Source organism: Meiothermus granaticius NBRC 107808 (assembly GCF_003574355.1).
Classification (GTDB): domain Bacteria; phylum Deinococcota; class Deinococci; order Deinococcales; family Thermaceae; genus Meiothermus; species Meiothermus granaticius.
Genome location: NZ_QWLB01000030.1, coordinates 20654 through 44653, shown reverse-complemented (window position 1 = coordinate 44653; position 24000 = coordinate 20654). Strand labels below are relative to the sequence as shown.

General features: G+C 62.7%; 22 protein-coding genes and 3 tRNA genes. 9 read left to right on the top strand and 16 right to left on the bottom strand.

All coding sequences use genetic code 11. The features are described from left to right. Positions 1 to 189 precede the first annotated feature (189 nt). Positions 190 to 828 carry an ArsR/SmtB family transcription factor gene (locus Mgrana_RS11320; protein ID WP_119357716.1) on the bottom strand — a complete coding sequence of 213 codons (639 nt, stop codon included), beginning with the start codon at positions 826 to 828 and terminating at the stop codon, positions 190 to 192. Between the two features lie 73 nt (positions 829 to 901). On the opposite strand from Mgrana_RS11320, the gene Mgrana_RS11315 reads away from it, so the two are divergent. After that, a complete protein-coding gene (locus Mgrana_RS11315; RefSeq protein ID WP_240631346.1) occupies positions 902 to 2251 on the top strand; it encodes an MFS transporter in 1350 nt (449 codons plus the stop codon). On the opposite strand, the gene Mgrana_RS11310 is transcribed toward Mgrana_RS11315, so the two are convergent. From Mgrana_RS11310 to Mgrana_RS11300, 3 genes are all read right to left on the bottom strand, one after another. After that, a complete protein-coding gene (locus tag Mgrana_RS11310; RefSeq protein WP_147021182.1) occupies positions 2248 to 4986 on the bottom strand; it encodes a lectin-like domain-containing protein in 2739 nt (912 codons plus the stop codon). The genes Mgrana_RS11315 and Mgrana_RS11310 overlap by 4 nt on opposite strands. 151 nt (positions 4987 to 5137) lie before the next feature. Next, positions 5138 to 5213, bottom strand: a tRNA-Lys gene (locus Mgrana_RS11305). A 56-nt stretch (positions 5214 to 5269) separates the two neighbouring features. After that, complete coding sequence (locus tag Mgrana_RS11300) at positions 5270 to 6403, bottom strand: DUF697 domain-containing protein (protein ID WP_119357713.1); 1134 nt, start codon at positions 6401 to 6403, stop codon at positions 5270 to 5272. 147 nt (positions 6404 to 6550) lie between these two features. Here Mgrana_RS11300 and Mgrana_RS11295 point away from each other — a divergent pair. The 3 genes from Mgrana_RS11295 (at position 6551) to Mgrana_RS11285 (ending at position 7122) form a co-directional block, all read left to right on the top strand. Next, positions 6551 to 6627: transfer RNA gene (locus Mgrana_RS11295), tRNA-Pro, on the top strand. A gap of 12 nt (positions 6628 to 6639) precedes the next feature. Next, positions 6640 to 6715 (top strand) — tRNA-Gly (locus tag Mgrana_RS11290). Positions 6716 to 6792: 77 nt separating this feature from the next. Beyond that, positions 6793 to 7122 (top strand): metal-sulfur cluster assembly factor, encoded by a 330-nt coding sequence (locus tag Mgrana_RS11285; protein ID WP_119357712.1) that lies wholly within the window; start codon positions 6793 to 6795, stop codon positions 7120 to 7122. 13 nt (positions 7123 to 7135) lie between these two features. Here Mgrana_RS11285 and phoU read toward each other — a convergent pair whose 3' ends face one another. The 3 genes from phoU to Mgrana_RS11270 all read right to left on the bottom strand — a co-directional run bounded on the left by phoU (position 7136) and on the right by Mgrana_RS11270 (position 9531). Then, positions 7136 to 7798, bottom strand: a complete 663-nt coding sequence (gene phoU, locus Mgrana_RS11280) for a phosphate signaling complex protein PhoU (protein WP_119357711.1) — start codon at positions 7796 to 7798, stop codon at positions 7136 to 7138. Further along, positions 7791 to 8738 (bottom strand): sensor histidine kinase, encoded by a 948-nt coding sequence (locus tag Mgrana_RS11275; protein ID WP_119357722.1) that lies wholly within the window; start codon positions 8736 to 8738, stop codon positions 7791 to 7793. Before Mgrana_RS11275 ends, phoU begins: the two co-directional genes overlap by 8 nt. Positions 8739 to 8862: 124 nt before the next feature. Further along, positions 8863 to 9531: a response regulator transcription factor gene (locus tag Mgrana_RS11270; protein WP_119357710.1), complete on the bottom strand. Its 669-nt coding sequence runs from the start codon at positions 9529 to 9531 to the stop codon at positions 8863 to 8865. Positions 9532 to 9680: 149 nt separating this feature from the next. On the opposite strand from Mgrana_RS11270, the gene Mgrana_RS11265 reads away from it, so the two are divergent. Together Mgrana_RS11265 and dnaE are read left to right on the top strand one after the other, a co-directional pair. Next, entirely contained in the window at positions 9681 to 10094 is a 414-nt protein-coding gene (locus tag Mgrana_RS11265; protein ID WP_170146458.1) for a universal stress protein, read from the top strand. Between the two features lie 47 nt (positions 10095 to 10141). Beyond that, entirely contained in the window at positions 10142 to 13897 is a 3756-nt protein-coding gene (gene dnaE / locus Mgrana_RS11260; RefSeq protein ID WP_119357708.1) for a DNA polymerase III subunit alpha, read from the top strand. Between the two features lie 306 nt (positions 13898 to 14203). Here the strand turns inward: dnaE and Mgrana_RS11255 are convergent, their stop codons facing one another. The 3 genes from Mgrana_RS11255 to mscL form a co-directional block, all read right to left on the bottom strand. Beyond that, on the bottom strand, positions 14204 to 14503 hold the full coding sequence (locus Mgrana_RS11255) for a hypothetical protein (RefSeq protein WP_119357707.1): 300 nt from the start codon (positions 14501 to 14503) through the stop codon (positions 14204 to 14206). Positions 14504 to 14560: 57 nt separating this feature from the next. Continuing rightward, the gene (locus Mgrana_RS11250; protein ID WP_119357706.1) at positions 14561 to 14851 is read right to left on the bottom strand and encodes a septum formation initiator family protein; all 291 of its coding nucleotides are present in this window, start codon (positions 14849 to 14851) and stop codon (positions 14561 to 14563) included. 128 nt (positions 14852 to 14979) lie between these two features. Then, positions 14980 to 15357: a large conductance mechanosensitive channel protein MscL gene (mscL, locus tag Mgrana_RS11245; protein ID WP_119357705.1), complete on the bottom strand. Its 378-nt coding sequence runs from the start codon at positions 15355 to 15357 to the stop codon at positions 14980 to 14982. A 204-nt stretch (positions 15358 to 15561) separates the two neighbouring features. Here mscL and Mgrana_RS11240 point away from each other — a divergent pair, with 204 nt between their 5' ends. Genes Mgrana_RS11240 through hisH form a run of 3 tightly spaced genes read left to right on the top strand, consistent with a single transcriptional unit; the run spans position 15562 to position 17801 of the window. Further along, positions 15562 to 16620, top strand: a complete 1059-nt coding sequence (locus Mgrana_RS11240; RefSeq protein ID WP_119357721.1) for a pyridoxal phosphate-dependent aminotransferase — start codon at positions 15562 to 15564, stop codon at positions 16618 to 16620. Further along, on the top strand, positions 16613 to 17197 hold the full coding sequence (gene hisB / locus Mgrana_RS11235) for an imidazoleglycerol-phosphate dehydratase HisB (protein WP_119357704.1): 585 nt from the start codon (positions 16613 to 16615) through the stop codon (positions 17195 to 17197). The genes Mgrana_RS11240 and hisB overlap by 8 nt, the downstream gene beginning before the upstream one ends. Positions 17198 to 17207: 10 nt before the next feature. After that, a complete protein-coding gene (hisH, locus tag Mgrana_RS11230) occupies positions 17208 to 17801 on the top strand; it encodes an imidazole glycerol phosphate synthase subunit HisH (RefSeq protein ID WP_119357703.1) in 594 nt (197 codons plus the stop codon). 3 nt (positions 17802 to 17804) lie between these two features. Here hisH and Mgrana_RS11225 read toward each other — a convergent pair whose 3' ends face one another. The 6 genes from Mgrana_RS11225 to Mgrana_RS11200 form a co-directional block, all read right to left on the bottom strand. Then, positions 17805 to 18722, bottom strand: a complete 918-nt coding sequence (locus Mgrana_RS11225) for a carbohydrate kinase family protein (RefSeq protein WP_119357702.1) — start codon at positions 18720 to 18722, stop codon at positions 17805 to 17807. Positions 18723 to 18828: 106 nt separating this feature from the next. Next, positions 18829 to 20115: a murein hydrolase activator EnvC family protein gene (locus Mgrana_RS11220; RefSeq protein ID WP_240631345.1), complete on the bottom strand. Its 1287-nt coding sequence runs from the start codon at positions 20113 to 20115 to the stop codon at positions 18829 to 18831. Further along, the gene (locus Mgrana_RS11215) at positions 20112 to 20972 is read right to left on the bottom strand and encodes a cell division protein FtsX (RefSeq protein WP_119357701.1); all 861 of its coding nucleotides are present in this window, start codon (positions 20970 to 20972) and stop codon (positions 20112 to 20114) included. Before Mgrana_RS11215 ends, Mgrana_RS11220 begins: the two co-directional genes overlap by 4 nt. Positions 20973 to 21045: 73 nt before the next feature. Continuing rightward, complete coding sequence (gene carA, locus Mgrana_RS11210; protein ID WP_119357700.1) at positions 21046 to 22212, bottom strand: glutamine-hydrolyzing carbamoyl-phosphate synthase small subunit; 1167 nt, start codon at positions 22210 to 22212, stop codon at positions 21046 to 21048. A 50-nt stretch (positions 22213 to 22262) separates the two neighbouring features. Continuing rightward, a complete protein-coding gene (locus tag Mgrana_RS11205) occupies positions 22263 to 23381 on the bottom strand; it encodes a type II toxin-antitoxin system HicB family antitoxin (protein WP_119357699.1) in 1119 nt (372 codons plus the stop codon). Positions 23382 to 23442: 61 nt separating this feature from the next. Continuing rightward, positions 23443 to 23991, bottom strand: coding sequence for an N-acetyltransferase (locus Mgrana_RS11200; protein ID WP_119357698.1), 549 nt, complete (start codon positions 23989 to 23991; stop codon positions 23443 to 23445). Positions 23992 to 24000 lie beyond the last annotated feature (9 nt).

Sequence of the window (24000 nt, the reverse complement as noted above, 5' to 3'; positions counted from 1 at the left end):
CACCCGGCCCTGGATGAACCCCGATTCCAGGTTCAAGGACACCTCTTTGCCCAAGGCCCCCCCTATCCGGCCGTGCAGGTGTTGCCCATCGAAGGTCAGCTCGAGAGCCTTGTCGCCCACCTTCCCGGTGATGCTGTACTGCTTGCGAACCGCCATGCAGGCAGTGTAGCAAATGCCCCTGGGCGATCTTTATCCCCCTGGGCGCGGGACCAACCCCATGTGCAGCACATAACGCTCCCCCTGGCTACGGCCTGCATAACGCTCGTAAAGCTGCCAAAGCTCCTGCTGCAAACGCTTGGCCTCTTCCCGGCTCAGGCGCACCCCTGCGCTCCAGAAGTCCAAAACCGCCGGTTGATCCTCATCCAGCTCGAGGGGCCTGGGGTCCTGATCCCCTCCAGCACTCCAGATCAGGTTGCCATCCTCACCCAAGCCAACCCGCAGGTTCCCCTGACCATAACCGTTGGAGGCCAACAGGTTCAACCCCTCCTCGAACAGCCGCTTCCAGGTGGCATGGGTCTCGAGCCGCTCGAGCAGTGGGGGTGGCACCTGTTGGATGGGCACCTCAAACGCCGCTGCGGTGGCTCGGTACACCTTGATGGGCCGCCCCCGGCGCGCTTCCTCACCCACCACCTGGAGCAACCCGGCCTCCAACATCTGCCCCGCGCGGTAGTGCAAGGCCTGAAGGGAAACCTTCAGCTCATCGGCCGCGCACTTCAGGCTCATGGGGGCGCGCATGAAGGGTTTGAGCAGGGCCGCCCGGTCGGGGTCGGCCAGAATGCGGGCGGCCAGCGGATGGTGAAGCTCGAGCATGGGTTGGCAGATGGGCATAAAAACTCCGATGTATAGCCCTACTCTAACTTGAGGATTGGGCTTGGAGTAGGCTCGAGCTACCCTAAACCGGATGCGTCCTCCCAGCGGTATGAGCGCTTTCACGGTGGTGTGGGCCGGGCAACTGGTCTCGCTCCTAGGGTCCGCCATGACCCAGTTTGGGCTCACCCTCTACGTCTTCAAGCAGACCGAAGCAGCGACCAGCCTGGCCCTGATGGGGTTTTTCACGGTTCTACCCCTGATTGCCTTTAGCCCCATCGCTGGAGCCCTGGTAGACCGCTGGAACCGCAAGCTGGTGATGATGTTCTCTGATATCGCCGGGGGAACCGTGGGCACCTTGATCTTCCTGCTGTACTCCAGCGGACACCTACAGCTCTGGCATCTCTATGTAGGGGGGTTCGTGATCGGAGCCTTTCAGGCCTTTCAGTGGCCCGCCTATTCCGCAGCCATCAGCACCATGATCCCCAAAGCGCACTATGCCCGGGCCTCGGGGATGATGTCGCTGGCGGAATCAGCCTCCAATATCAGCGCTCCCATCTTGGCGGTTGCACTGTTGGGGTTGATCGGATTACAGGGGATCTTGCTGGTGGATATTGCGAGTTTTCTGGTTGCGATGGGCACCCTGATCTGGGTCAGGATTCCACAACCAACCACGAGCAAAGAAGGGCAGGAAGCACAGGGTAGCCTACTGCAAGAGTCCTTGTTCGGGTTCCGGTATATCCTGGCCCGCCCACCATTGCTCGGGCTTCAAACGGTGTTTTTGTTCGTTAACCTGGCGCAAAACTTCGGCTTCACGGTGATGGCCGCCATGATCCTCTCGCGCACCGGGTATAACCAGCTGGCCTTGGGCAGCGTAGAGTCGGCAGCAGGCCTTGGGGGGGTGCTGGGCGGGGTTCTGCTTGCCCTCTGGGGAGGGCCCAGAAACAAGGTCAACGCGGTGCTCTTCGGCATGGCCCTGGGGGGCCTGCTGGGAGCGGTGCCGATGGGTCTGGGGCAAAGCCTACCGGTATGGATGGGGGCGGCGTTAATCGGTTCGCTGATCGGCCCCATCCTCAACGGCTGCAACCAGGCCATCTGGCAGGCCAAGGTGCCGCCGGACATTCAGGGCAAGGTGTTCGCAGCCCGCCGGATGATCGCCTGGATGGCCTCTCCCCTAGCGATGCTGCTGGCTGGCCCTGCCGCCGATCGCTTCTTTACCCCTGCCCTAATGCCCGGTGGCCCGCTCGCCGAGGTTTTCGGCCCCTGGGTAGGGGTTGGGCCAGGAGCCGGAATGGGGCTGATGCTGGTACTGGCCGGGCTGACCGAAGCAGCCATTGCCCTGCTGGCCTATGCCCTGCCCTTCATTCGTCAGGCCGAGCGCTTGATCCCCGACCACGAGGCGGCTCCATCCCGCTCTGCCTCCAGCCCTATGGGGGCTTCTTAGCGAATTTGAACCCGGTAGCACACCTGCCCATTGCCGCCGGGGCCCAGGGTTCCCACCTGCACCCGGACCACCCCGGAAAGCACCTGCCCGGCATCGGAATCCGCGGCATCGGTAAGGGTGCTGCCGTTCAGGCTAAGGCTCCCCAGCACGTAGTTGGTGAAGAAGGGCACGGGATCGGTGATCACCACCTGGGTGAGGGTTTGGGTGCTGAGGTTGCGGTAGTTGATGCAATACTCGAGCACATTCCCTGGGGCCCCGCTGACATTGGTGCTGTAGGCTCCGCTGCAAGCCCCGCTCCCGCAGTTGCGCACCTGCTTGTAGAGGCTCAAGGCCCCCAAGGTTCCGATGGAGGTGGTGTCGGTCAGGACTTCTGGATCGGTTACGTTGGGGTTGCCGCTCCAAAGCAGATTGGCGGTGAAGGTTGCAGAGTCTACGGCTCCGCTGGGCTGACCCGCAGGAACGACCACCCGAACCTCGAGCGCACAACCTTTGAGGCCACCATCGGGGTCTCGAGGCCAGGTGCTGTCCACATTGAAACTTAGCGGCAAGTTCTGCCAGGCCGAGGCCGTACCCCCAAAATTGCCGTCACAGCTGGCATCACGCCGCACTTGGTAGGCATAGCTCCCCCCGCTTAGGCTCAGGGTCACGCTTCCGAGGGTTCCCGGCTTGAACAGGTGGCTATAGGTCACGGTTCCTGGGCTGGTGCTCTGCCCCGACTGGGCGGGAGAAAACAGACTGGGCTTCACGATGCCAAAGTTGTAGCCCAGATAATTTTGCCCCAGCGTGTAGTTTAGGTTGCGCTGCTGAGCGGCTGGAGCGTTGAACCCAGAGGCCAACACCACACTCCCTCCCCCCAGGTTGGTTCCGGTGGGAGCAGGCTGGGCGTGGGAGAGGACCACGTTCCCCGCAACAAATAGGCTGGCCGGGAGCCAGAGTATGTAGTTACCCTGAGAGTCGGTGAGGGCGCTGCGGATATTGCTGCCTTGAGCAGCACTCACCCGAACATTGGGCACACCACGCTCTGTGCCGTTCTGCAGTGCATCGTTGGCGGTCCCCCCGCCCTCTCCGTTATCATAAAAAACCCGCCCAGTTACTTGTCCACCGTTGAACAAACCGAAATCCTGGCCGGGCAGATTGGCCGCCGGCACCGTCACTTGCAGCTGCCCATTGGGCGGATTCACAAAGCGCCAGGAGCCCGAACCTGTGGGCAAGCTCGGCGTGAGGTCGGAAAGGCTGTTGTTGCCGCTGAGGACGATGCAATAACTTCCTGGGCCCACCCCTGGAAAACTGTACCCTCCCGTAGAGGGGTTCACCGCCGCCGCGAGCAAGGCCGGAGGGGTGCAGCTCGAGCCCGCAGCCTGTGCCAGCTTGGCGTAGAGGCTCAGGCCCGTTCCGGTCTCACTGGGAGCACGAACCCCGTCGGGCTCGAGGTCGGAATACACCGTTCCAGAGACGGTATACCCGGTGATTGCCGTGTTTACCGAGGCGGTATTGTTGGCGGGGTTGGAGTCGGTACGGTCTGTAGGAGGGCTGATGCTGGCGGTGTTGGTGATGGTGGTGGCTCCAGCCACCGGGCTTATGGTCCCGTTAACCGTTACGGTGACGGTCTGACCCACCGGGAGGTTGGCGCTCAAGCTCAGGTTGTTGCCCGAGCCAGACGTAGCTCCACAGCTCGCTAAAGGGGAAGCGCTACAGCTCCAGGTGACGTTGGTTATGCTGGCCGGCACCGTGTCGGTGATCGTCGCTCCAGTGACGGCGTTGGGCCCGGCGTTGCTGGCTGTAAGGATGTAGCTGATGGGCGCACCGGCCACCCCATTGGCCGGGCCGGTCTTGCTGATGGAGAGGTCAGCGGGCAGATTAACCGAGACATTGCGGATCTCGTGGTAGTTGGTTGAGCCCCCGGTAGAGGCAGCAAAGCCCAGCTTGAGCGTGCTGGGAGGGGGAGAGGGCATGGTGTAGGGACCCAGCAGCGTGGTGAAAGCCCCCCCTGGGCTGGTTTGCCAGCTTACGGTGATGCTATAGCTCGAGCCGCTAGGGACGATCGAAACATTCACCCGGCGGTAATAGGTCGAGGCCGCCGGACGGGCCGTACCGCCAGGATAGTCAATTCCGGCTGCGAGGGTTCCGGTACCGGTTAGATAGGCATAGCCGCTGTTGCCGTTGCCGGGGCCGCGAATGGAGAGGGCATCGGGGCGCACGCCCGGGCCTCCGTTGGGGCAACGGTCGGTAGAGCTGGCAAAGTTGCCAAACTCATCCAGGCCAATCCCCACATATGCATTGGAGAGCCCACCCACCAGGGCACTGCTATAGCCCTGGCAGTACCCCAGCCCACCCCCGAAATCGCCGATTTTGAAGCTGGTGGTGCTCCCATCAAAGAGGAACATCGAGATCCCATCGGCCCCACTCCCTCCCCAGGCGAGATACTCGAAGTCTATGGTCACCCCCAGGCTGCTGGGAAAGGCCACATTGTAGTAGGCGTATCCCTTTTGGTTGCCGGAATTGCCCGTCAGGCGCAGATATCCGGCCCCAGCGGGATCAACGCCTCCGCTGGTCAGGGAGGCATTCCCCCCCAGCACCCAGCCAGGAGCGGTGTTGGTGGTAAAGCTCTGGGTAATGGGGAACTGAGCCCAGGCCAGTCCAGCGATGCCGATCACCCCTAGCAGTGCGAAGCGAAGGGATAAGGCTGCACCCAAAAGGCACTGAAGGTACTTGAGGAGGGTATATGGGCGACTCACCTAAGCCACCAGGGTAACAGAGCCCCAGGCGATGGGTGAGCACAAATAAACGCAAAGGGGGGTTCGAGGGTCACGCCAGCCCTACCCAGCGCGGGCAACCCAAAGCAAAAACCGGGGAACTAGCCCCGGCCCTTTCGATCTGGAGTTTCAGTGGTGGGCCGTACAGGAATCGAACCTGTAACCCACTGATTAAGAGTCAGTTGCTCTGCCAATTGAGCTAACGGCCCACGCGCGGCATTCCTGCCGTCGGCAAAGGCTAGGGTAGCGCTTGCAGGGGGTTCTGTCAAGGCTCGAGGTTGGTCTGATCCGACCCTGGTTTCCAGCGGAGCTGGCCCAGTCGTTTGCGCAGCTCCGCCGCGACCTCCCCAGGGGTGGGGGCCCGCTGGGGATCCCCGTGGGTGAGGGCGGTTAGGGTGGCGATATAGGCTTCCCCCAGGGCTTTGGTCAGGGTGGCCGCGGTGGTGGCGTTGATGGTGGTCCCGACCAGAGAGCCCAGGCCCGGAATCAGCTTGACCAGCCCACCGGCCACCGTACGGCCCACCACCGTAGCCCCCAAGGTACCCAACAGGCTGCTCAGCAGGGTGATGAAAAAGCCGCGCTCGAGGTTCAGCCCCCAGACCTTACTGATGCCGCTCAGCATGGCCACCTGTACCCCCGAGATCAGCACCGCGTCGCTCAGGGGGATCGGAACCGTGGCCGCTCCGGAAGCGGCCACCGCAGCCTTGGTCACAATCTGGCGTGCGGCCTCCTGCTTGGCCGCAATGCTGGCCCTCTGGGCCGCGGCAAAAGCCGCCCTTACCCCCTCGGGCAGCAGCTCCATTGAGCGCTGCACCAGCTCCTCAAGACCGAAGGCCTTGAATACCGTTCCCCCCCGCAAGGGCATGTCTCGAGCCAGCACCGGAATCACCGCCTTGGCCTCGGGGATCAAGGCCTCCACCTCAGCCGCGAATCCCTCCGCTTCCACCGACTTGGTCAGCACCACGATCAGCGGAACCTCCCCGGCCAGGTCGCGGGCCAGAGCGGTCTCCGCCTCCTCCACCCGCTTGGTGGCTTCAGGGATGCACAACCAGGCCAGATGAATGTGCTCGAGCGGATCGGCCTGGCGCGCCCGGCTACGAATCAAGCGGGCGATCTCCTTCTGGATCGCGCTGTAATCCGCCACCTCGAGGCCTTTGGTATCGAAAATATGCACCGGCACCCCAGGCTTGCTGATTTCCTGGGTGTGGGGGGTGACCGGTCGGCCCACCCCCGTTCGGGCCAGTTCCCCTTGAAACAGCGCGTTGATCAGGGTGCTCTTGCCCGCGCCGGTTTTGCCCACCACCACAATATTAACCCGGCCCAACCCTTGAAAAACCCCTGCTGCGCCTTCTTTAAGGAACTCGAGCAGGTCTTTATCGGCCGCTCCTGATGCGCTCATCGCTCCCTAGCCTAGGGGATGAACCGTGTGGGCATTGTGCGGTCGCGCAGCCCTTCACATTGACATTAAGCCAGGGGAAGGGCAAACTGTAGACTTGGACGGCTCGAGAGTGAAGGCTCAGGCCGCATCTAACCTCAACCTTGCAGGCGGGGAGTAGCGCAGTCTGGTAGCGCATCTGCTTTGGGAGCAGAGGGTCGCTGGTTCGAATCCAGTCTCCCCGACCAGTCGGCAAGCCTGCGGGAGTAGCTCAGTTGGTAGAGCACTAGCCTTCCAAGCTTGATGTCGCGGGTTCGAATCCCGTCTCCCGCTCCAACCATCCCACCTCAGGTGGGATTTTCATTTGAAAGACGGGCCAGCTTTTCGGCGCTTGGGTGCCCTATGATGGCACTATGAGCGAGGCAGTGCTCCCCAGCAAAGAGCAGGTTTTAGAGGCCCTGAAGGTGGTCAGAGACCCGGAAATCCCCGTGAACGTGGTGGATCTGGGGCTGGTCTATGACGCCGAGGTCAAGGAGGGCGGCATAGTGGAGATCACCATGACCCTCACGGCCATCGGCTGCCCGGCTCAGGATATCGTGAAGGCCGATGCCGAGATCGCGGTGATGCGGCTCGAGGGGGTTAATGCAGTCAACGTGGAGTTCGTCTGGACCCCCCCCTGGAGTCCGGACAAGATGACCGAGGACGGCAAACGGCAGATGCGGATGTTTGGGTTCAACGTGTAGGTCTGCCCTCTCCTCAATGCACATCTTCCGGCTTTTTCTCCATCTTGCCGGTCAGCCAGTACAAGATGCGCTCGCTGATGTTCTCGAGGTGATCCCCCAATCGTTCGTAGCTGCGGGCCACCCGCATCAGGGTGAGGGCCTTGGAGATGGTGCGGGGGTCCTCGAGCATGTAGGTTAGGAGTTCACGGGTGACCTCTTCATACAGCCCATCAATCTCGTCATCGCGGCGCAACACTTCCTGAGCCGCCTCTTGGTCTCGCTCGGCCAAGGCTTTGGAGACCAAGTCCAGCATATCGGTCAGGCGACGCCCCATGTCGGGGAGGGTGATGTAGTTCTTGAGCGGGGACTCCTTGGCCAGCACCATCACATCCTCGGCGATATGGGCCGCGTAGTCCCCCGCCCGTTCCAGGTCGGTCAGGGCTTTGATCACGGTGAAGATGAAGCGCAGGTCGCTGGCGACCGGCTGCTGCCGGGCCATCAGCCCGATGGCCTCGGCCTCGATCTTCAGCTCCAGGGCATCCACCTCTTTGTCCTGGGCCAGGATGTCCTGGGCCAGGGATGGGTTCTGCTCGGCCAGGGCCTTGGCGCTATGGTCTACCATCTCCCGTACCACCGAGATCATGCGGATGGTCTCCTGGGTGAGATGGCCTAACTCGCGGTCTAGGGTTTCACGCATAGGTTTCTCCTTCGGGGTCTTGAACCACCACCTTAGCCCCAGGATATCGGGGAAAGGTCAGGCCAAAGGCGTTGCCCTGGGCCAGAGCCCGGCCATAGGCCTCCCCTCCCCAACCCGAGGCCAGTCGGCGCACCAGGGCCAGCCCCAGTCCGGTTCCCCGCACATTGGCCGCATGCATCCCCCGCGCGCCCGGCTGAAACAACCGCTCGAACTCGAGCAGCGGCTGACCCCGGTCGCGCACCTCGATCCAAACCCCTTCCGGGGTTTCCTGACTCACCACCTCAATCTTGCCGCTGGGCCCGTATTTGAGGGCGTTGTCCAGCAGGTTGAGCAGGGCTTGATACACCGCATCGGGGTTGGCTCGGATGGTGTGGCGGATGTCCCAGGCAATCCAAGAGCCCCGCTCGGCCAGCATCGGGGCCAGAAAGCGCTCGAGCCGCGGCTGTAGCTCCTCGAGGGCAAAGGTCCGCTCCTGCGAAGGCCGCTTGGTCAGGGGCAGATCCTCGACCAGACGCTTGAGCCGCTGGGTTTCCTGGTATAAAAGCGCCAGGGCTTCGTCGTGCTCTGCGCCCGAGAGCCCGGCCTGTAGGGCTTCCAGCAGCGAGAGCATTCCCGTAACCGGGGTGCGAAACTCATGCGCCAGCACCCGGCTTGATTCCTCAAGCGCCTCCAGACGGGCCTGCTCCTCGGTCTGGTCCCAGAGCAAAAGCACCCCCGGCACCGACTTGGCCCAGAGCATGCGGCCTCGAGCCTCCACCGTGACCTCCCCCCCCAGGTGGCACAGGGCCTCGAGCTTGTGGTCGCGCAGGGCCAGCAGCAGGGGCCGTCCCAAAACCTTCTCCCGCTCGACGCCCAACAGGGCCGCCGCGACCGGATTGAGGTAAACCACCCGCTCCTCGGAAAAGACCAGCACCCCCTCGCGGGCTGCCTCCCAGGCCATCTCGAGGAGCTGGCGGGAGGTGCTCACAACCCCCTCTCGCAAAGCCGGTGAAGATCAGCCCGGCGCAACCGCCACTCAGCCTGCTGCCCCTTGGCGCCCCCCTTTGGCATATACCCCTACCTTACTACTCGCGGAAGCGATACCCTACCCCACGCAGCGTCTCCAAAAACCGCGGGTTTTTGGGATCCTCGTGCAGCTTATCGCGCAGCTGGGCTACGTGTTGATCCACGGTGCGGGCTGTACCCAGGAACTCCTGGCCCCAGACCCGCTCCAAAAGTTCCTCACGGGTATATACCCGCCCCGGATGCCGGGCCAGGAAAGAAAGCAGGTCAAACTCGCGGCGGGTTAATTCCAAGCTGAGCCCATCCAGAAAGGCCTGGTGCCGCTCGAGGTCTAAGGCCAGCCCGCCCCGCTCGAGCCGCCCACTCTTCCCCACCCGCCGCAGCAGGGCCTGTACCCGAGCCACCAGTTCGGGGGTGGAAAAGGGTTTGGTCAGGTAATCATCAGCTCCGCGCGAAAGCCCCTCCACCCGGTCGGCCTCCCCGGCTCGAGCGGTCAGCATCAGCACCGGTAGGCCCTCATAGCGCCCATCCCGGCGCAGACGCTCTAAAAGCCGCACCCCAGGTTCGTCGGGGAGCATCCAATCGAGGATCAGCAAATCCGCCCCGGCCAGCTTATCCCAGCCCTCGCTCGAGGTAGCCGCCTCGAGCACCTGGTGGCCGGCCTTGGAAAGCGAGAGTCGCAAGCCCATCCGCACCGCGGGTTCATCCTCGACCAAGAGCAGCTTTGACATCAGCCTTTAGTGTAGGCGTAGATCGGTCAAGGAAATGTCAAGCCAGCCTAGTGTGGGCTAGGGCACAAGTCCCGGCGGTTTGATTCTACAGTGGGGCAAGGGTTGGGTCGGTGTTACCGGGCGGTGCTGGCCGGTGTCAGGAGGTGGATGTGTTCAAGCGAATTCTGATCCCCACCGATGGAAGCGGGTTTGGGCGGGAGGCCTTAAAGCGAGGCCTCGAGCTGGCCCGTGCGGCTGGAGGGGAGGTGACCCTGCTCTACGCCCTGGAAGACCCCGCCTCCTCCTCAGCCAGGCCCCTGAGAACAGCCGAGCGGCTGCGGGCCAGGGCCCAGGAGGTGCTCGAGCAGTTCTCGGCCCAGGCCAGGGCCCAGGGGGTGCCGGCCAAAACCCTCCTGGCCGAGACCCACCCAGTGACCGCAATCCTCGAGGCCGCCAAGGACCACGACCTGATCGTGATGGCCACCCACAACCGCAAGGGCATTGAGCGGGTGCTGATGGGCAGCGTGACCGACAAGGTGTTCCACAACTGCTCCACCCCCCTCTTGGTGATCCGCAAACGCTGAGCCAACCCCCGGTGTGGGCCCCAGGCGGGTCTTATGATGGACGGGAGATGCCCAAAGACTTGAACCCCCATCTCGAGGATTGCCCGGCCTGCAAATTCGCCCATCTCCATCAGCACACCCAGTTTTCCCTGCTGGACGGGGCAGCCCGGCTCAAAGACCTGCTGAAATGGGTCAAGCAGGTGAGCCCCGAGGAGCCCATGCTGGCCATGACCGACCATGGAAACATGTTCGGGGCGGTGCAGTTTTACAAATATGCCAAAGAGTATGAGGTCAAGCCGATCCTTGGCTACGAAGCCTATGTGGCAGCGGAATCGCGCTTTGACCGCAAACAAGGAAAGGGCCTGGACGGTGGATACTTCCACCTCACCCTGCTCGCCCAGAACATGGAGGGTTACCAGAACCTCTGCCGCCTGGCCTCCAGGGCTTACCTCGAGGGCTTCTACGGCAAGCCCCGCATTGACCGAGAAATCCTGCGCGAGCACAGCGCCGGAATCATCGCCATGACCGGCTGCTTGGGGGCGGAAATCCCCCAATTCATCCTGCAAGAGCGGCACGAGGAGGCCGAACGGCGCTTGCAGGAATACCTGAGCATCTTCGGGGAGGATCGCTACTTCGTGGAGATCCAAGACCACGGCCTTCCCGAGCAAAAAAAGGTCAATCGGGTGCTCAAGGAGTTCGCCGACAAATATGGCCTGGGGCTGGTGGCCACCAACGACGGCCACTACGTGCGCAAGGAGGACGCCGAGGCCCACGCGGTGGTGTTGGCGGTGCAGAGCAAGGCCACCTGGGATGACCCGGGTCGCTGGAAGTTTCCCTGTGACGAGTTCTACGTCAAGACCCCTCAGGAGATGCGCCAAACCTTTGCGGCGCAAAAAAGCGCATGGGGTGCCCGACACGACGAGCTCTTTGATAACTCGGTGGACATCGCCCGGAGGTGCGAGGTCGAGCTGGTGCCCAAGAAGGTCCAGTACCGCATTCCCCGCTTTCCGCTGCCCGAGGGACGCAACGAGATCACCTATCTGCGCGAGCTGACCTTCGCCGGGCTCTTGAGGCGCTACCCCGACAAGATCACCGCTGCCCTCTACGGCGAGTTTCTCCGCAAGCTGGGAAAGTCCGTCCCACACGGGGACGGGGAAACCCTATCGCTGGAGCTGGCCCGGTTGGAGGACCTCGAGGCCGCCCGCGCGGTTCTGCCTGAATTGACCGAGAACATGACCTGGGGACCCTGGGAAATCCTCTCGAGGGCCGTCTACGAACTCAGCGTGATCGAGCGGATGGGCTTCCCTGGCTACTTGCTGATCGTTCAGGACTTCATCAACTGGGCCAAAGACCAGGGCATCAGCGTGGGGCCCGGGCGCGGCAGCGCGGCGGGAAGCCTGGTCACCTACGCCATCCGCATCACCAACATAGACCCCCTGGCCTACGACCTGCTTTTCGAGCGGTTTTTGAACCCGGCCCGGGTCTCCATGCCCGATATTGACACCGACTTTTCCGATGTGCGGCGGGCCGAGGTAATCGAGTACACCCGACAACGCTATGGCGATGAGATGGTCGCCCAGATCGGCACCTTCGGTAGCCTGGCAGCCAAGGCCGCCATCAAGGATGCCGCCCGGGTCTTTGGTCTGCCCCTCAAAAAGTCAGACGAGCTGGCCAAGCTGATTCCGGTGGTCTTCGGCAAGCCTACCCCCTTGGAAAAGGCCATCGAGACCATTCCTGATCTCCGGGCCGAGATGGAAAAAGACCCCTTGGTGGCCCGGGTGATGGAGGTAGCCCAGAAGCTCGAGGGGCTCAACCGCCAAAGCTCGGTGCATGCCGCAGGGGTGGTGATCTCCGATGTGCCCCTACAGGACTGGATCCCCTTGATGCGGGCCGGGGACGGCGGCGGCAAGGTCACCCAGTACGACATGAGCTCAGTGGAGGCCCTCGGCTTCCTCAAGATGGACTTTCTGGGACTGCGCACCCTCTCCTTCCTGGACGAGTGCAAACGCATCGTCAAGGAGTCAAAGGGCGTAGAGATTGACTACGACACGATTCCCATTGACGACCCAGCCACCTTCGAACTGCTGGGACGGGGCGAGACCAAGGGGATCTTTCAGCTGGACTCAGCGGGGATGACCTCAGCCGTGCGTGGCCTCAAGCCCCGGCGCATCCAGGACATCATCGCCCTGGGGGCCCTGTACCGCCCCGGCCCGATGGAAAACATCCCCACCTACATTCGCCGCCACCACGGGCGCGAGGCGGTAACCTATGACCCCTTCCCCAACGCCGGAAAGTTCTTGGAGCCCATCCTGCGCGAAACCTACGGGATTCCGGTGTATCAGGAGCAGATCATGCAGATCGCCACAGCCGCCGCAGGATACAGCTTGGGCGAGGCCGATCTGCTGCGCCGGGCCATGGGCAAAAAGAAGGTTGAGGAGATGCAAAAGCACCGGGCGCAGTTCAAGCAGGGGGCTGCAGAGAGGGGAATTCCCGCGGAGGAGGCCGATCGGCTCTTCGATCTGCTCGAGGCCTTTGCCAACTACGGATTCAACAAGTCGCACTCGGCAGCCTACGCGATCCTCACCTACCAAACCGCGTATGTAAAGGCCCATTACCCCGTCGAGTTCAACGCCGCGCTGCTCACCGTCGAACGCCACGACTCCGACAAGGTGGCGGAGTACATCCGCGCTGCCCGCCAGATGGGGGTCGAGGTGCTGCCTCCAGACATCAACAACTCCGGCTTCAGCTTCAGCGCGGTGGGCCAAAATGTCTTGTTTGGGTTATCCGCGGTAAAAAACGTGGGCGAGGGCCCTACCGCAGCCATCATTCAAGAGCGCGAGCGCGGTGGGCGGTTCAAGTCGCTGCCGGAGTTCCTCAAGCGGGTAGACGCCAGCGTGGCCAACAAGCGGGTCATGGAATCGCTGATCAAGGCGGGGGCTTTCGATGCCCTTCATCCGCAGGGGCGCGGGCCCATGCTTGCAGCCCTCGATGACCTCCTCAAGTGGGCCCAGGTGGAACGCGAACAGGCCCAGTCGGGCATGATGGGGCTGTTCGGGGATGCGCAAGAACCCGCCATCCCCAGCCAACCGGTGCTGGATACCCTGACCGAACTGCGCTTCGAGAAAGAAGCCCTGGGCATCTACGTTACCGGGCACCCGCTCTCGCGCTATGAGGGGCTGCGGGAGGCCGCCAGTTGCACCATCGAAGAGCTGCCCAAGGGCTACCACGAGATGAAGGGAAATCGTACCCGGGCTCGTTTGCTGCTGGCCGGTCTGGTAGAGGGGATTGCCAGAAAGCCCACCAAATCCGGGGGGATGTTGGTGCGGTTCACCCTGGGCGACGAGACCGGAGCGGTCGAGGTGGTCACCTTCGGTAAAGCCTATGACCGGGTCTCTCCGCTCTTGCGTGAAGATGCGGCGGTGCTGGTGGTGGCTGAGGTTGAACCTGACGGGGAGGGCGAGACCTTCCGAGTGATGGCTCAAGAGGTGTACCCCTATGACCACCTCGAGGGCATGCCCAAAGTCCTGGAGCTGAGTCTCGACCTGGCCCTGCTGGACGAGGAGCGGATGCTCGAGCTGAGGAGCCGCTTGGATGAATTCCACGGCTCCGTTCCAGTACAGATCAAGGTGCGGGGTCCGGGCGGCTGGGCCCTGGTAGAAGCCCGCGAGGTCAAGGCCACAGAGGAGGCGGCGTCGGCCTTGGCTGCCCTGGACTGGCTGGAGGCTTATCTGATCCCCGACCGCGATGCCCTGCTGGCAACCAGTAAGCCCCCTGAGGGCTTCCGCTCTAACGGGGAGGATCCGGGGCCCGTGGTGCCGTTTTAGAGCATTGCAGGCGCGATTCCTGCGGTCGTTCTAAGCAGTAGGCCGGGAGGCAGGCTTGCCGTGGGAATTCCGATGGCCAGCTGAGCCGCTCCACTCACTGGGAGCCGGCAGAAGCCAATTGCGCATGGAAATACGCGAACCCCGCAGCGGCATGGGCTGCCGCCCGGAGAGGGTATGTTTGGCCCAGCCAATTTGTGCCTGCAATGGCTCCCTGCTCATATCCCGTAGCGTATACGGGAAATCGTTACGGCTGCGTTACATTTGCACATTAGCGGATTAAGGTTTCTTAATCCTTGGAGGAGCCGCCTAAGCCTGCATGGGGCGTGAGCCCCCCGGCTCACCCGGCTCTTCCCAGGCCAGCTCAATCAAGTCCACCAGCTCTTCCACCGGGATCTTGTACCGGCGCGATAACCGGGCTACTTGAGCCCCCAGGCGCTTGAGCTGGGCCAGGTAGTGCTCAAAGCCCCCCTCACCCGCCGAGGTTTGCTCCTCGAGGTCTTCGGCAATGCCCAGAAGCCAACCCACCAGCTCGCTGGCATCTTCCTCTGATAGGCCCGCGGTCAAGGTTTCGTCCTCTAAAAACTGCTCGGTCAGGCGCTCCAGCATTGGCCATAGCATACCCCGGCCCAGGAGGGCCAACTGAGAGCCGCCTCGCGCTGCGGTTCAGCGGCCGGTCGAGGGGTTCAGGGCCGATTTGGGGTAAAGCACCTCATCTTTTTGCACATAGCCCATTCGCCGGGCCATCGCCTCGCGAAAGACCGGGGTCTGGGCCGAGTCCACCTCACCGGTCAGGGCCGCAACCGATTTTTCCAGGGCCTGGACCTGCTGCACAGCGGCTCGAATCTCGCTTTGGGTATGGAAAAAGCGCTGCACCTCGAGACCCCCCAGCACCAACAGATGCAGTGTGCCTAAGGCAAAAACCAAATGCAGAAAACGGTAAATCGGCTTCTCCACGTTGTTTGAGAGTATAGCACAGCAATTCGGCTAGTACCCGTGCAAATTACCTCCCCTCAGCCAAAAGAACCCCGGCTGCTCACGGGCTTAAAAAAAGCCGGGCCCTGCCCGGCTTCTGGTTTCCTGGCTCAGCGGCTCTGGCCCTTGAGGGTATCGCGGATTTCCCGCAGCAGCAGCACATCCTCCGGGGTAGCGGCAGGAGCGGGGGGAGGGGTGAAGCGAGCCGCAAAGCTTTGAAAGGGACGGACGATGAAGAAGTACACCACCGCAGCTTTGGCCAAAAAGCTGATGATCGCGGAGACGATCAAGCCAAATTTGAAGGGGCCAATCAACCAGGCGTTCTCGATGGACTTGAGCTGAGGGGGCAGGCCCAGGGTTAGGAGGGGGTTGATCAGCCCATTGACCAGGGCATCCACAATCTGGGTGAAAGCAGCCCCAATCACCACCGCCACCGCCAGGTCAATCACGTTGCCGCGCAGAATGAAGTTCTTAAAACCTTCCCACATACATACCTCCAGGGTGTATAGAGAGAACCACTCAGGTCGCTTGAAGAGCTTCCACGGGCAATGCGCTTGGTTAAGGATGGAACAAAACGACCCGCGGTCACCATAAGCTACCCCGAGGGGGTACGTCAAGACCGCCTCAATCCGGGGGAAGCAGGGCTCGCTCCGCTCTTGACCCCCACCCCTCGAGCCCTGACAATCAAACTCGTGAACGCTTTCAAACCCCACCTGCGAGGTCTGGCGAGCTATCCCTATCGGGCGGTGGATGCCCCCATCAAGCTCGACCAGAACGAAAGCCCTTACGACTTACCTCCCGAGCTGAAGCAACAGGCGCTTCGGCGGCTCGAGGGGCTCCACTGGAACCGCTACCCCTCGCTTCATGCGGACGAGGTGCGGGCCAAGCTCGCCGAGGGGCTGGGCTGGCCCCCTGAGGGGTTGGTGGTCAGCCCAGGCTCCAACCTGCTGATCCAGGCCCTGGTACAAGCCGCCAATCGGGTCGTAGACACCGCCCCCACTTTTCCTCACTATGCGTTCTCGGCCAAGATGCAGGCCGCCCCTTACCAGCAGGTTCCCTTGGGCCCAGAGTTTACCCTGCCCACCGAAGGGCTATCCCAGGCCATGAAGGGCGAGCCGGCCCTGGTCTTTCTACCCAACCCCCATGCCCCGACCGGGCGGCTGTTCCCCGCTTCCGAGGTTGCCGTTCTGGCTCACCAGGCTCGAGAAACCGGTGGGTTGCTGGTGTTGGATGAGGCCTATCAGCAGTTCTCCGGCAGCGACCACCTCGAGCTAGCCCGCACCAACCCCCACGTCGCCCTGCTGCGCACCTTCTCCAAAGCCTGGGGGCTGGGGGGGATTCGGGCAGGGTATCTGCTGGGATCTACCGAAGTCTGCGCGGTCGTCCAGAACTTTCTACCCCCCTTCGGAGTCCCTGCCCATACTGCGGCCATCCTCCTCACCGTGCTCGAGCACCCGGAGTACACCCGTGGGGTGGTGCAGACCCTGGTGGCCGAGCGCGAGCGAGTGTACGCTGCACTCCAAGAGCATCCGAGTTGGAAGGTCTATCCCTCTCAGACCAACTTCTTCCTGATCCGCACCCCCGATGCCGCTGCGGCCTACCAAGGACTGCTCGCGCGGGGCATCCTGGTGCGTCGCCAGGATCACTACTTCGGCCTCGAGGGCTGCATCCGGGTCTCCATCGGGACCCCGGAGGAGAACACCCGCTTCCTAGAGGCGGCCCTGGCCCTTCCTGAGGTTTCCCATGCGTAGCGCCACGGTTGAACGCAACACCGCCGAGACCCAAATTCGGCTCACCCTCCAGCTCGACGGGGCCCCCTTCAGCTCGGTGGGGACCGGTCTGCCCTTTCTCGATCACATGCTCTACGCCCTGGCCCGGCACTCGAGGTTTGGCCTCGAGGTGACCGCCAAGGGCGACCTCGAGGTGGATGTGCACCACCTGGTCGAAGACCTGGGCATCACCTTGGGGATGGCCCTCAAACAGGCGATGGGGGATGGGCGGGGCCTGGAACGCTACGGCGAGGCCAGTGTGCCCATGGACGAGACCCTGGTCAATGTGGTGCTGGACCTCTCTGGCCGCCCTCACCTGGCCTTTGTACCGGAGGAACTCGGGCTCGAGGGGGCCGCCGGCGGGGTCAACGCCTACCACCTGCGCGAGTTCCTGCGGGGGCTGGTCAACCACGCCGGGCTAACCCTGCACGTGCGGGTTTTGGCTGGACGGGAAGCCCACCACGTGATCGAGGCCACCTTCAAAGCCCTGGCCCGGGCCCTGTACGCAGCCACCCGGGTGACGCGCACCGACCTCCCCAGCACCAAGGAGGTGTTGTGAGGGGGTCCGCATGAAAACCCTACTCATTGACTACGGCTCAGGCAATCTGCGCTCGGCGGCCAAAGGGTTGGAAGCAGCCGGATTCACCGTCACCCTCTCGGCCAACCCGGCTGAGGCCCGCAGCCACGACCTGCTGGTGCTGCCTGGACAGGGGCATTTCGGTCAGGTGATGCGCTCCTTCTTGCATTCGGGGTTCGAAGAAGGAGTACGGGAGCATATCGCCAGGGGTAAGCCGTTTCTGGGCATCTGCGTGGGGATGCAAATTTTGTTTGAAGCCTCCGAGGAAGCCCCTGAGGTGCCTGGGCTAGGCCTGATTCCGGGCACGGTACGGCGCTTCCGGGCCCCGCGGGTGCCCCAGATGGGCTGGAACACGGTGGAGTTTAGCGGGTGGCTCGAGGGGCTCTCCGAGCGGTATTTCTACTTCGTGCACTCCTACTATGCCCCGGTGGTTGAGGGCAGCATCGGCATTTCCGTGTACGACGGCACCCCTTACACCGCGGTCTATGCCCACGGTAATGTGGTGGCCCCCCAGTTTCACCCGGAAAAAAGCGGGGCCAGCGGCCTCGAGCTGTTGCGCTCCTTACGAACCCACTTCAAAAGCTGATCACTACTTCTCCTGCAGCAAGTCCTGCACGGTGATCAGATGGCCCTGGGCCCCCACCGCACTGGCCGCCAACGACCCGGCCAGGTTGCCAATGCGGGCGCTCGTAAAGGGGTCTTTCCCCTCCATGATGGCGTGGGCAAAGGCCGCCGTGAAAGCGTCCCCTGCGCCGGTGGTGTCCACCGCATGCTCGAGCACATAGGGCTCAATCAGCTCCTGGCGCTTGGGGGTGATCACGATGCTGCCCAAGGCCCCCACCTTGACCACCACATTCTCCAAGCCCCAGCCCCTCAGCTCGGCCACCCCCTCGCTGATCGAGGGTTTCTCGGTCAAGGCCAGGAGCTCTTGTTGGTTCATCAGAAGGTAGGGCACGTCGTGCAGAAGGTCTAAAAGCTCCCGCCCCGCCGAACGCACCGCACCGGTGCCCAGGTCGGCGAAGATAGGCAAGCCCCGCTTTCGGGCCGCCTCGAGCACGCTCATGGCGTACTGGCGCTGCGGCCCCCCTACCAGGGCATATGCCGAGAGCACCAGGGCCTCCATACCCTCCAGAAACCGGGGCTTGAACAGGGCAGGGTCGAGATAGCGGCTGGCCCCACCCGCGGAAACCATCGAACGTTCCCCGCCGGGCAGCAGCAGAATCAGCACCGAGGAGGTGTTTTGCTCGGGATCGCTCTGCAGGTACTTGAGGTCCACCCCCACCCGGCGCAGCTGGCTCAGGGCCACCTCAGCGAAGGGGTCATGGCCCACCCGGCTGGCAAGCCAAACCCGGTGGCCCAGACTGGCCAGATGGGCCGCCAGGGTGCCTCCAGCCCCACCCGGCATCATCAGAGCCCGGCTCGAGGGCACCTCCTCCCCCGGTTCGGGGATTCGATCAAGGAAATAGATCAGGTCTACCGAGACATCGCCTAAGACAAAAACATGCATTCCTGGCCTCCGGGCCATTCAACCTCCGCTCGCAGGTTGGCTAAGCCTAGTGTAGCCGAGCGCCGATCCGATTTGAAGGTGCAGCTGGCCAAATCCTGACACTGGGTCAGTAATACCTCGAGGGGTCTACGTAGCGAAACCCATCGCTGCTGATCACGATCACCCGGAACCACATCTCATCGCTGGGGATCAACACCCCCCCACCGGTGTTCCCGATGATCTGCCCCCGGTATACCCGCTCTCCCACCGAGACTCGAGGTTCCGAGAGGTTCACATACTGGGTGGCCACGTTCTCGCTGTGGCGAATGGTGAGGGTCCAGCCCAGGTTGGCGATATACAGGCTATCAATCACCACCCCATTGGCGGCGGCGGCGACCAGGCTCGAGGGCTCCGAACCCTGAATGGTCTGCCAGTCATTGCCCCCTGCACCATAGGCCTCAGCCACCCGCCCCCCCTGTACGGGGAACTGCAGCGAACCCACCAGCTCCCGGGGCACCGGGGCGGAATCGGGGGCGGTGTCTCGGGGACGGGCGTTGGCCTGTTGCTGTTGTTGCTGACGGCGCAGCTCCGCTTGTCGCCGGAGTTCAGCCTGGCGCCGGGCCTCCTCAGCCCGTCGGCGCTCCTCTTCAATTCGGCGCAACTCAGCGGTGATGCGGGCCCGCAAGCTTTGTAAATCGGCTTGCAGCTGGGCCTGGGCCACCAGGGTCTCGCGCAGCAAAACCTGCCGTCCAGCCTTCTGTTGCTTCAGGCTGGCCAGGGTCACCTGCACTGAGGCCCGGTTTTGATTGAGGGCCTGGATGCGCTCTGCCCGGGCCTGGCGCTTATCGCTCAAGTCCTTGACCAGCAGCTGCAATCGGGTGCGCTCGTCGTTAAGCTGCCTCACGGTGGTGGTGATCTGGTCCATCAGGTCGGTTTGATGCTGGCCCAGCCGACCCACCCAACGGGTGCGCACGGCCAGGTCGGTGAAGGACTGGGCCCGCAACAGCGGCAAATACCGGCCCGCTTTCTCGCGGTACAAGCTTTGAAGCATGGTAGAGAGCCGGGCTTTGAGCCCCTCGAGCTGTTGTTCCAGCAGGGCAATCCGCGCCTCCGTATCCTTGCGCTGGTTATCCAGGCTGGTGATCTGGGCGGTAAGCGCGGCCTTCTCCCGCTCGAGCTGGGTGATCTGGGCCTCGAGGCCGCGCAGCTTGCCAAGCTGCTGAGCCGTGGCTGCATCTAGGTTGGCCAGGTCGCGGTTAAGCTGGGCAATACGGGCCTGCTGTTGCTGTTGCAGACGCTGGTTTTCCTGGGCTTGCTGCTGGAGCTCACTCAGAGACTGAGCCCAAGCCGGCCCCATGCACAAGACCAAGGCCAAGCCCAGCCCCAAGAGGGTGCTTTTCCAGACTCCCTTCACAAATCCGCCTCCCGCAGATTGGCCCGGCTGGCGATAAACGCCCCCATAGCCCCCAAAAGCAAGGCCAGGAGCACCATCGCGGCTGAGGCTCGGATGAGATCGCTCTGGCTCAGCACCGGCACAAACGGCAAGAGGTTTTGCAGGGCTGCGGCCAAAAAGCGATAGGAAAGCGCCCCCAGGATCAAGGCCAGCAGACTAGCGGCCAGGGTCAAGAGAATCCCCTCAGCCACAAAGGGGCCCTGTATGAAACGACGGGTAGCCCCCACCAGCTGCATCACCCGCAGCTCATCGCGACGGTTCTCGATGGACAGGCGGATGGTCCCCATCACGCTGAAAAGGGTGTCCAACAAGAGCAGTACGATTAGGATGTTGACCGCAACCCGCAGTCCCGTAAGTACCCGCACCAATTGCTCGGTGAGGGTACCGCCATACTCCACGCTGTCCACGCCATTGAGGCGCTCGAGCCGCCGCCCCACCTCGCGCACCTTTTGGGGGTCGGAGAGCTTGAGCCGCAGGGTGTCGGGCAGTGGGTTCTGGATGAACTCCCGGGCCTGAGCCAGGTAGGGGTAATCAAGCTGAAGCGTGGCCAGGGCCTCTTCCTTGGTTTGTAGGTTGACCTGGGCCACCTCAGGCCAGGTCTTGATCTGGGCCAGAAGCGCCTGAGCATCGGCCTCCGGCTTGAGAAAAGCCGCCACCTCGAGCTCCCCCTCGAGGGAGGCCACCACACGGTCGAGGTTCCACAGCACCAACCCCAACAGAAACAGCAGGGAAAACGATACCAGTGCGGTAAAGAACGTAGCCAGGGTGCTGGTCAGGTGCTGACTCAGCGAGCGCCAAGCCTGAGAGAGCGCGTACACGAAAGCCAGTGTACCGTTTATGCCGGTTGGTTACGTGAATTGGGGCTTAGAGCGGCTTTGGCCTTTCCCCCCCTCAAACCCCCAGTTTATCCGTTCGTTGCTTCTCGACCGGCAGGCCGGTCAAGCCATTGAAGGCGTCCACTTCCTCGAGGAAGCGTTGAAATAAATAGAGCGAGTCGTGCGGGCCCGGGCAGGCCTCGGGGTGATACTGCACGCTGAACACCGGATACCGCAGGTGGGCCATGCCCTCCAGGGTTCCATCATTCAGATTGATGTGGGTGGGTTGGAACTCCTCGAGGCTTTCCGGGTCTACCGCATAGCCGTGGTTTTGGCTGGTGATCTCCACCTTGCCGGTCAGCAGGTTCTTGACCGGGTGATTGGCCCCCCGATGCCCAAACTTGAGCTTGAAGGTGCGCCCCCCAGCAGCCAAACCCAGGAGCTGATGCCCCAAGCAGATGCCGAAGGTAGGCACCAAACCCATCAGCTTCCACAGGGTGGCGTGGGCATAGCGGGGCATAGAGGGGTCGCCAGGGCCATTGGAAACGAATAGGCCGTGGGGCTCTAAAGCCATGATCTGGGCCGGACTGGTCTTGCCCGGCACCACAATCAGCTCAAAGCCCATCTCGGCCATGTAGCGCATCTGGGCATGCTTAATGCCAAAATCCATCACCACCACCCGGCGGCGGCCCTTGAAGGTAGGAAACTGATAGGGCAGCGGGGTGGAGACCTCCGGGGTCATGTCACGCCCGTCAATATCGGTCCACTTCCGGGCCTCCTCGCGCAGCGCATCGGTATCGGCTGGGCTGAAACGGTGGGTGGGGGAGCCAAAAGCGCTGGCATGGGCAATCACCCCCTTCATCACCCCGCCCTCGCGGATTTTGCGCACCAGGGCCCGGGTATCTATGCCCTCCAGGCCCACCACCCCGTACTCGCTCATGAACTCAGCCAGACTCTGCTGCGCCCGGGGACCTGCCGCGTAGGTGCTGAACTCCTTGGCCACGAAACCACGCACCCAAGGGCGATTGGACTCCATATCAAAAACGTTGACCCCATAGTTACCTTGATGGGGATAGGTCATGACCACGATCTGCCCGTTGTAACTGGGGTCGGTGAGGATTTCCTGGTAGCCGGTCTGGGCGGTGTTAAAGACCACCTCGCCTACGTTCTTACCCCGGTGTCCGAAGGCATAGCCGTGATACACCGTCCCATCTTCTAAGACCAACACCGCGCGCTCTTTCATCCCAAGCTCCAGAGTATACGAACTTTCTGCATTTATATACGTAAGCGGGGTCAGGTTAGAAGCTTCTCTAGCTCTACCTCCAGGGTTTTCTCGTTGGCAAAGGTGAAGCCCCACTGATTCTTAAGCTCGTCCAGGACCTGTTCGGGAATCCCCAAAAGCACATAGATGAGTTGCTTGGCGGGAATGCGCAGGTCTTGGGCGATGCGCTGGTGGCGCTCCAGCGCCACATCGTAGTTGCCGGTTTTGCACTCGAGCATCAAGAACTTACTGGGGGTGCGGGCCAGCAAGTCCACCTCGAAGCGGTCCCCGTTGGGGTAGATCAGCACCGGATTGGCCAGCAGATCATGGGGCAGGTTGCGCCGCCGGAGGGCCAGTTGCACCACGCTCTTGGCATAGCGCTCGAGCCACCCCCCGGTCAGAAAATTGTTCATCCGCCCTTCGGCGGTGAGGCGCCCGTAAATCCGCCGCTGCTTGGAGCTATAGGTATAGCTCTTGAGAAAACCGGTCTCCTTGAGCACCGTGCAGAACTGGGTGACAATCCCGATATCGTTTTGGCTGGCCGAAGCCAGCGAGTACTGAAACTCCCCACCCCCCTTGGTGGCGGCCACCTTGAGTTTCTCGTAGAGGCCCTCGAGCGCAGCGAAACGCTCCCCCAAGAAACTGCTGACCCGCTCCAGGATCTTCTCCTCGACCTCGTTGCCGCCGTTGCGGCTTACCTGGAGCCCGAGCCCCACCTCGCTCACGTAGTCCGAGACCCGGGTAGAAGGGCGCTTGGGCTCCTGGCGTGGGGGCTGGGCTTGCGGCTGGGATGGGGGGCGATCCTCGGGCCGCCCTCCGCGGCGCTGGGCCCGCAGCTCCTCGAGGATGGTGCGCACCGTCTTGAGGATGACTTGCTCGGTCGGGTTGGTAGAGGGGGTGGTCTCGAGGGCCAGTTGTTGCAGGGCAGCCCCCGCTCCCCCTAGCTCAGGCAGCGGCTGATGGGCCAGCAGGCTCTTGGCCAGCCACAGCTCGAGCTCGTTTTGCAAACGCTCGCGGCATTCCTCAAAGCTGCGCCCCCGCACCAATAAACCCCCGATTTCGGGAAGGGTGCCTTCCAGGTATCCCCCTTCGCCGGGGCGGTACTGGGCTTGCTTGAGGAGGGCAGCGAGGTAATCGGTAAGGAGTCCCATACTCTGATTCTATTCCCCAGCGCCTCCCTCACCGCAGGTCATACCCGCACCGCCCCTCTGCTCACCGCACCGGGTGCTTAAAGGCTCGCTGAGGGTCGAGTACCTTGGTCACCCCAATCTCTCGGCAGTTGTCGTAGAAGGGGCAGGCGCTGCATTCCTGGAAGACCTTCGGGGGCAGGTTCTCGCGGGTGGTCACCCCATAACCGAGCGCAGTAAAAAACTTAACCTGGAGCGTCCAGGCAAAGATTTGTGGAACCCCCAGATCCTTGGCTTCGCGCTCAGCCGCCAGGGCCAGCCAGCGCCCCAAACCCTGCCCCTGCCGGTCGGGGTGAATGGCCAGACCTCGCACCTCAGCGATGTCATGCCACAAAAGATGAAGCGCCCCCGAGCCCACAATCTGCCCATCCTCATCCTCCAAAACAAAAAAATCGCGCAGGTTTTCGTAGAGGTGATTGTGGCTGCGCACCAGCATTAATCCGCGCTCCGCCCAGTATTTGATCAGGGTGTAGATGGGCTCTACATCGGCCATGCGGGCCTTGCGCAGCTCAACCCCCGCATCCCAGCGCACTCGCGGCAGAAGGACCGTTCCCAGTTCGATGATGCTGCTCATTCGTCTCTC

Bases quoted from the DNA above. Each gene is read 5' to 3' on its own strand.
- Mgrana_RS11300 (WP_119357713.1), bottom strand. From the start codon at position 6,403: ATGAGCGCATCAGGAGCGGCCGATAAAGACCTGCTCGAGTTCCTTAAA.
- Mgrana_RS11320 (WP_119357716.1), bottom strand. From the start codon at position 828: ATGCCCATCTGCCAACCCATGCTCGAGCTTCACCATCCGCTGGCCGCC.
- Mgrana_RS11270 (WP_119357710.1), bottom strand. From the start codon at position 9,531: ATGTCAAAGCTGCTCTTGGTCGAGGATGAACCCGCGGTGCGGATGGGC.
- hisH (WP_119357703.1), top strand. From the start codon at position 17,208: ATGAAAACCCTACTCATTGACTACGGCTCAGGCAATCTGCGCTCGGCG.
- mscL (WP_119357705.1), bottom strand. From the start codon at position 15,357: ATGTGGGAAGGTTTTAAGAACTTCATTCTGCGCGGCAACGTGATTGAC.
- carA (WP_119357700.1), bottom strand. From the start codon at position 22,212: ATGAAAGAGCGCGCGGTGTTGGTCTTAGAAGATGGGACGGTGTATCAC.
- hisB (WP_119357704.1), top strand. From the start codon at position 16,613: ATGCGTAGCGCCACGGTTGAACGCAACACCGCCGAGACCCAAATTCGG.
- Mgrana_RS11205 (WP_119357699.1), bottom strand. From the start codon at position 23,381: ATGGGACTCCTTACCGATTACCTCGCTGCCCTCCTCAAGCAAGCCCAG.
- phoU (WP_119357711.1), bottom strand. From the start codon at position 7,798: ATGCGTGAAACCCTAGACCGCGAGTTAGGCCATCTCACCCAGGAGACC.
- Mgrana_RS11225 (WP_119357702.1), bottom strand. From the start codon at position 18,722: ATGCATGTTTTTGTCTTAGGCGATGTCTCGGTAGACCTGATCTATTTC.
- dnaE (WP_119357708.1), top strand. From the start codon at position 10,142: ATGCCCAAAGACTTGAACCCCCATCTCGAGGATTGCCCGGCCTGCAAA.
- Mgrana_RS11315 (WP_240631346.1), top strand. From the start codon at position 902: ATGCGTCCTCCCAGCGGTATGAGCGCTTTCACGGTGGTGTGGGCCGGG.
- Mgrana_RS11255 (WP_119357707.1), bottom strand. From the start codon at position 14,503: ATGCTGGAGCGCCTGACCGAGCAGTTTTTAGAGGACGAAACCTTGACC.
- Mgrana_RS11285 (WP_119357712.1), top strand. From the start codon at position 6,793: ATGAGCGAGGCAGTGCTCCCCAGCAAAGAGCAGGTTTTAGAGGCCCTG.
- Mgrana_RS11275 (WP_119357722.1), bottom strand. From the start codon at position 8,738: ATGGCCTGGGAGGCAGCCCGCGAGGGGGTGCTGGTCTTTTCCGAGGAG.
- Mgrana_RS11200 (WP_119357698.1), bottom strand. From the start codon at position 23,991: ATGAGCAGCATCATCGAACTGGGAACGGTCCTTCTGCCGCGAGTGCGC.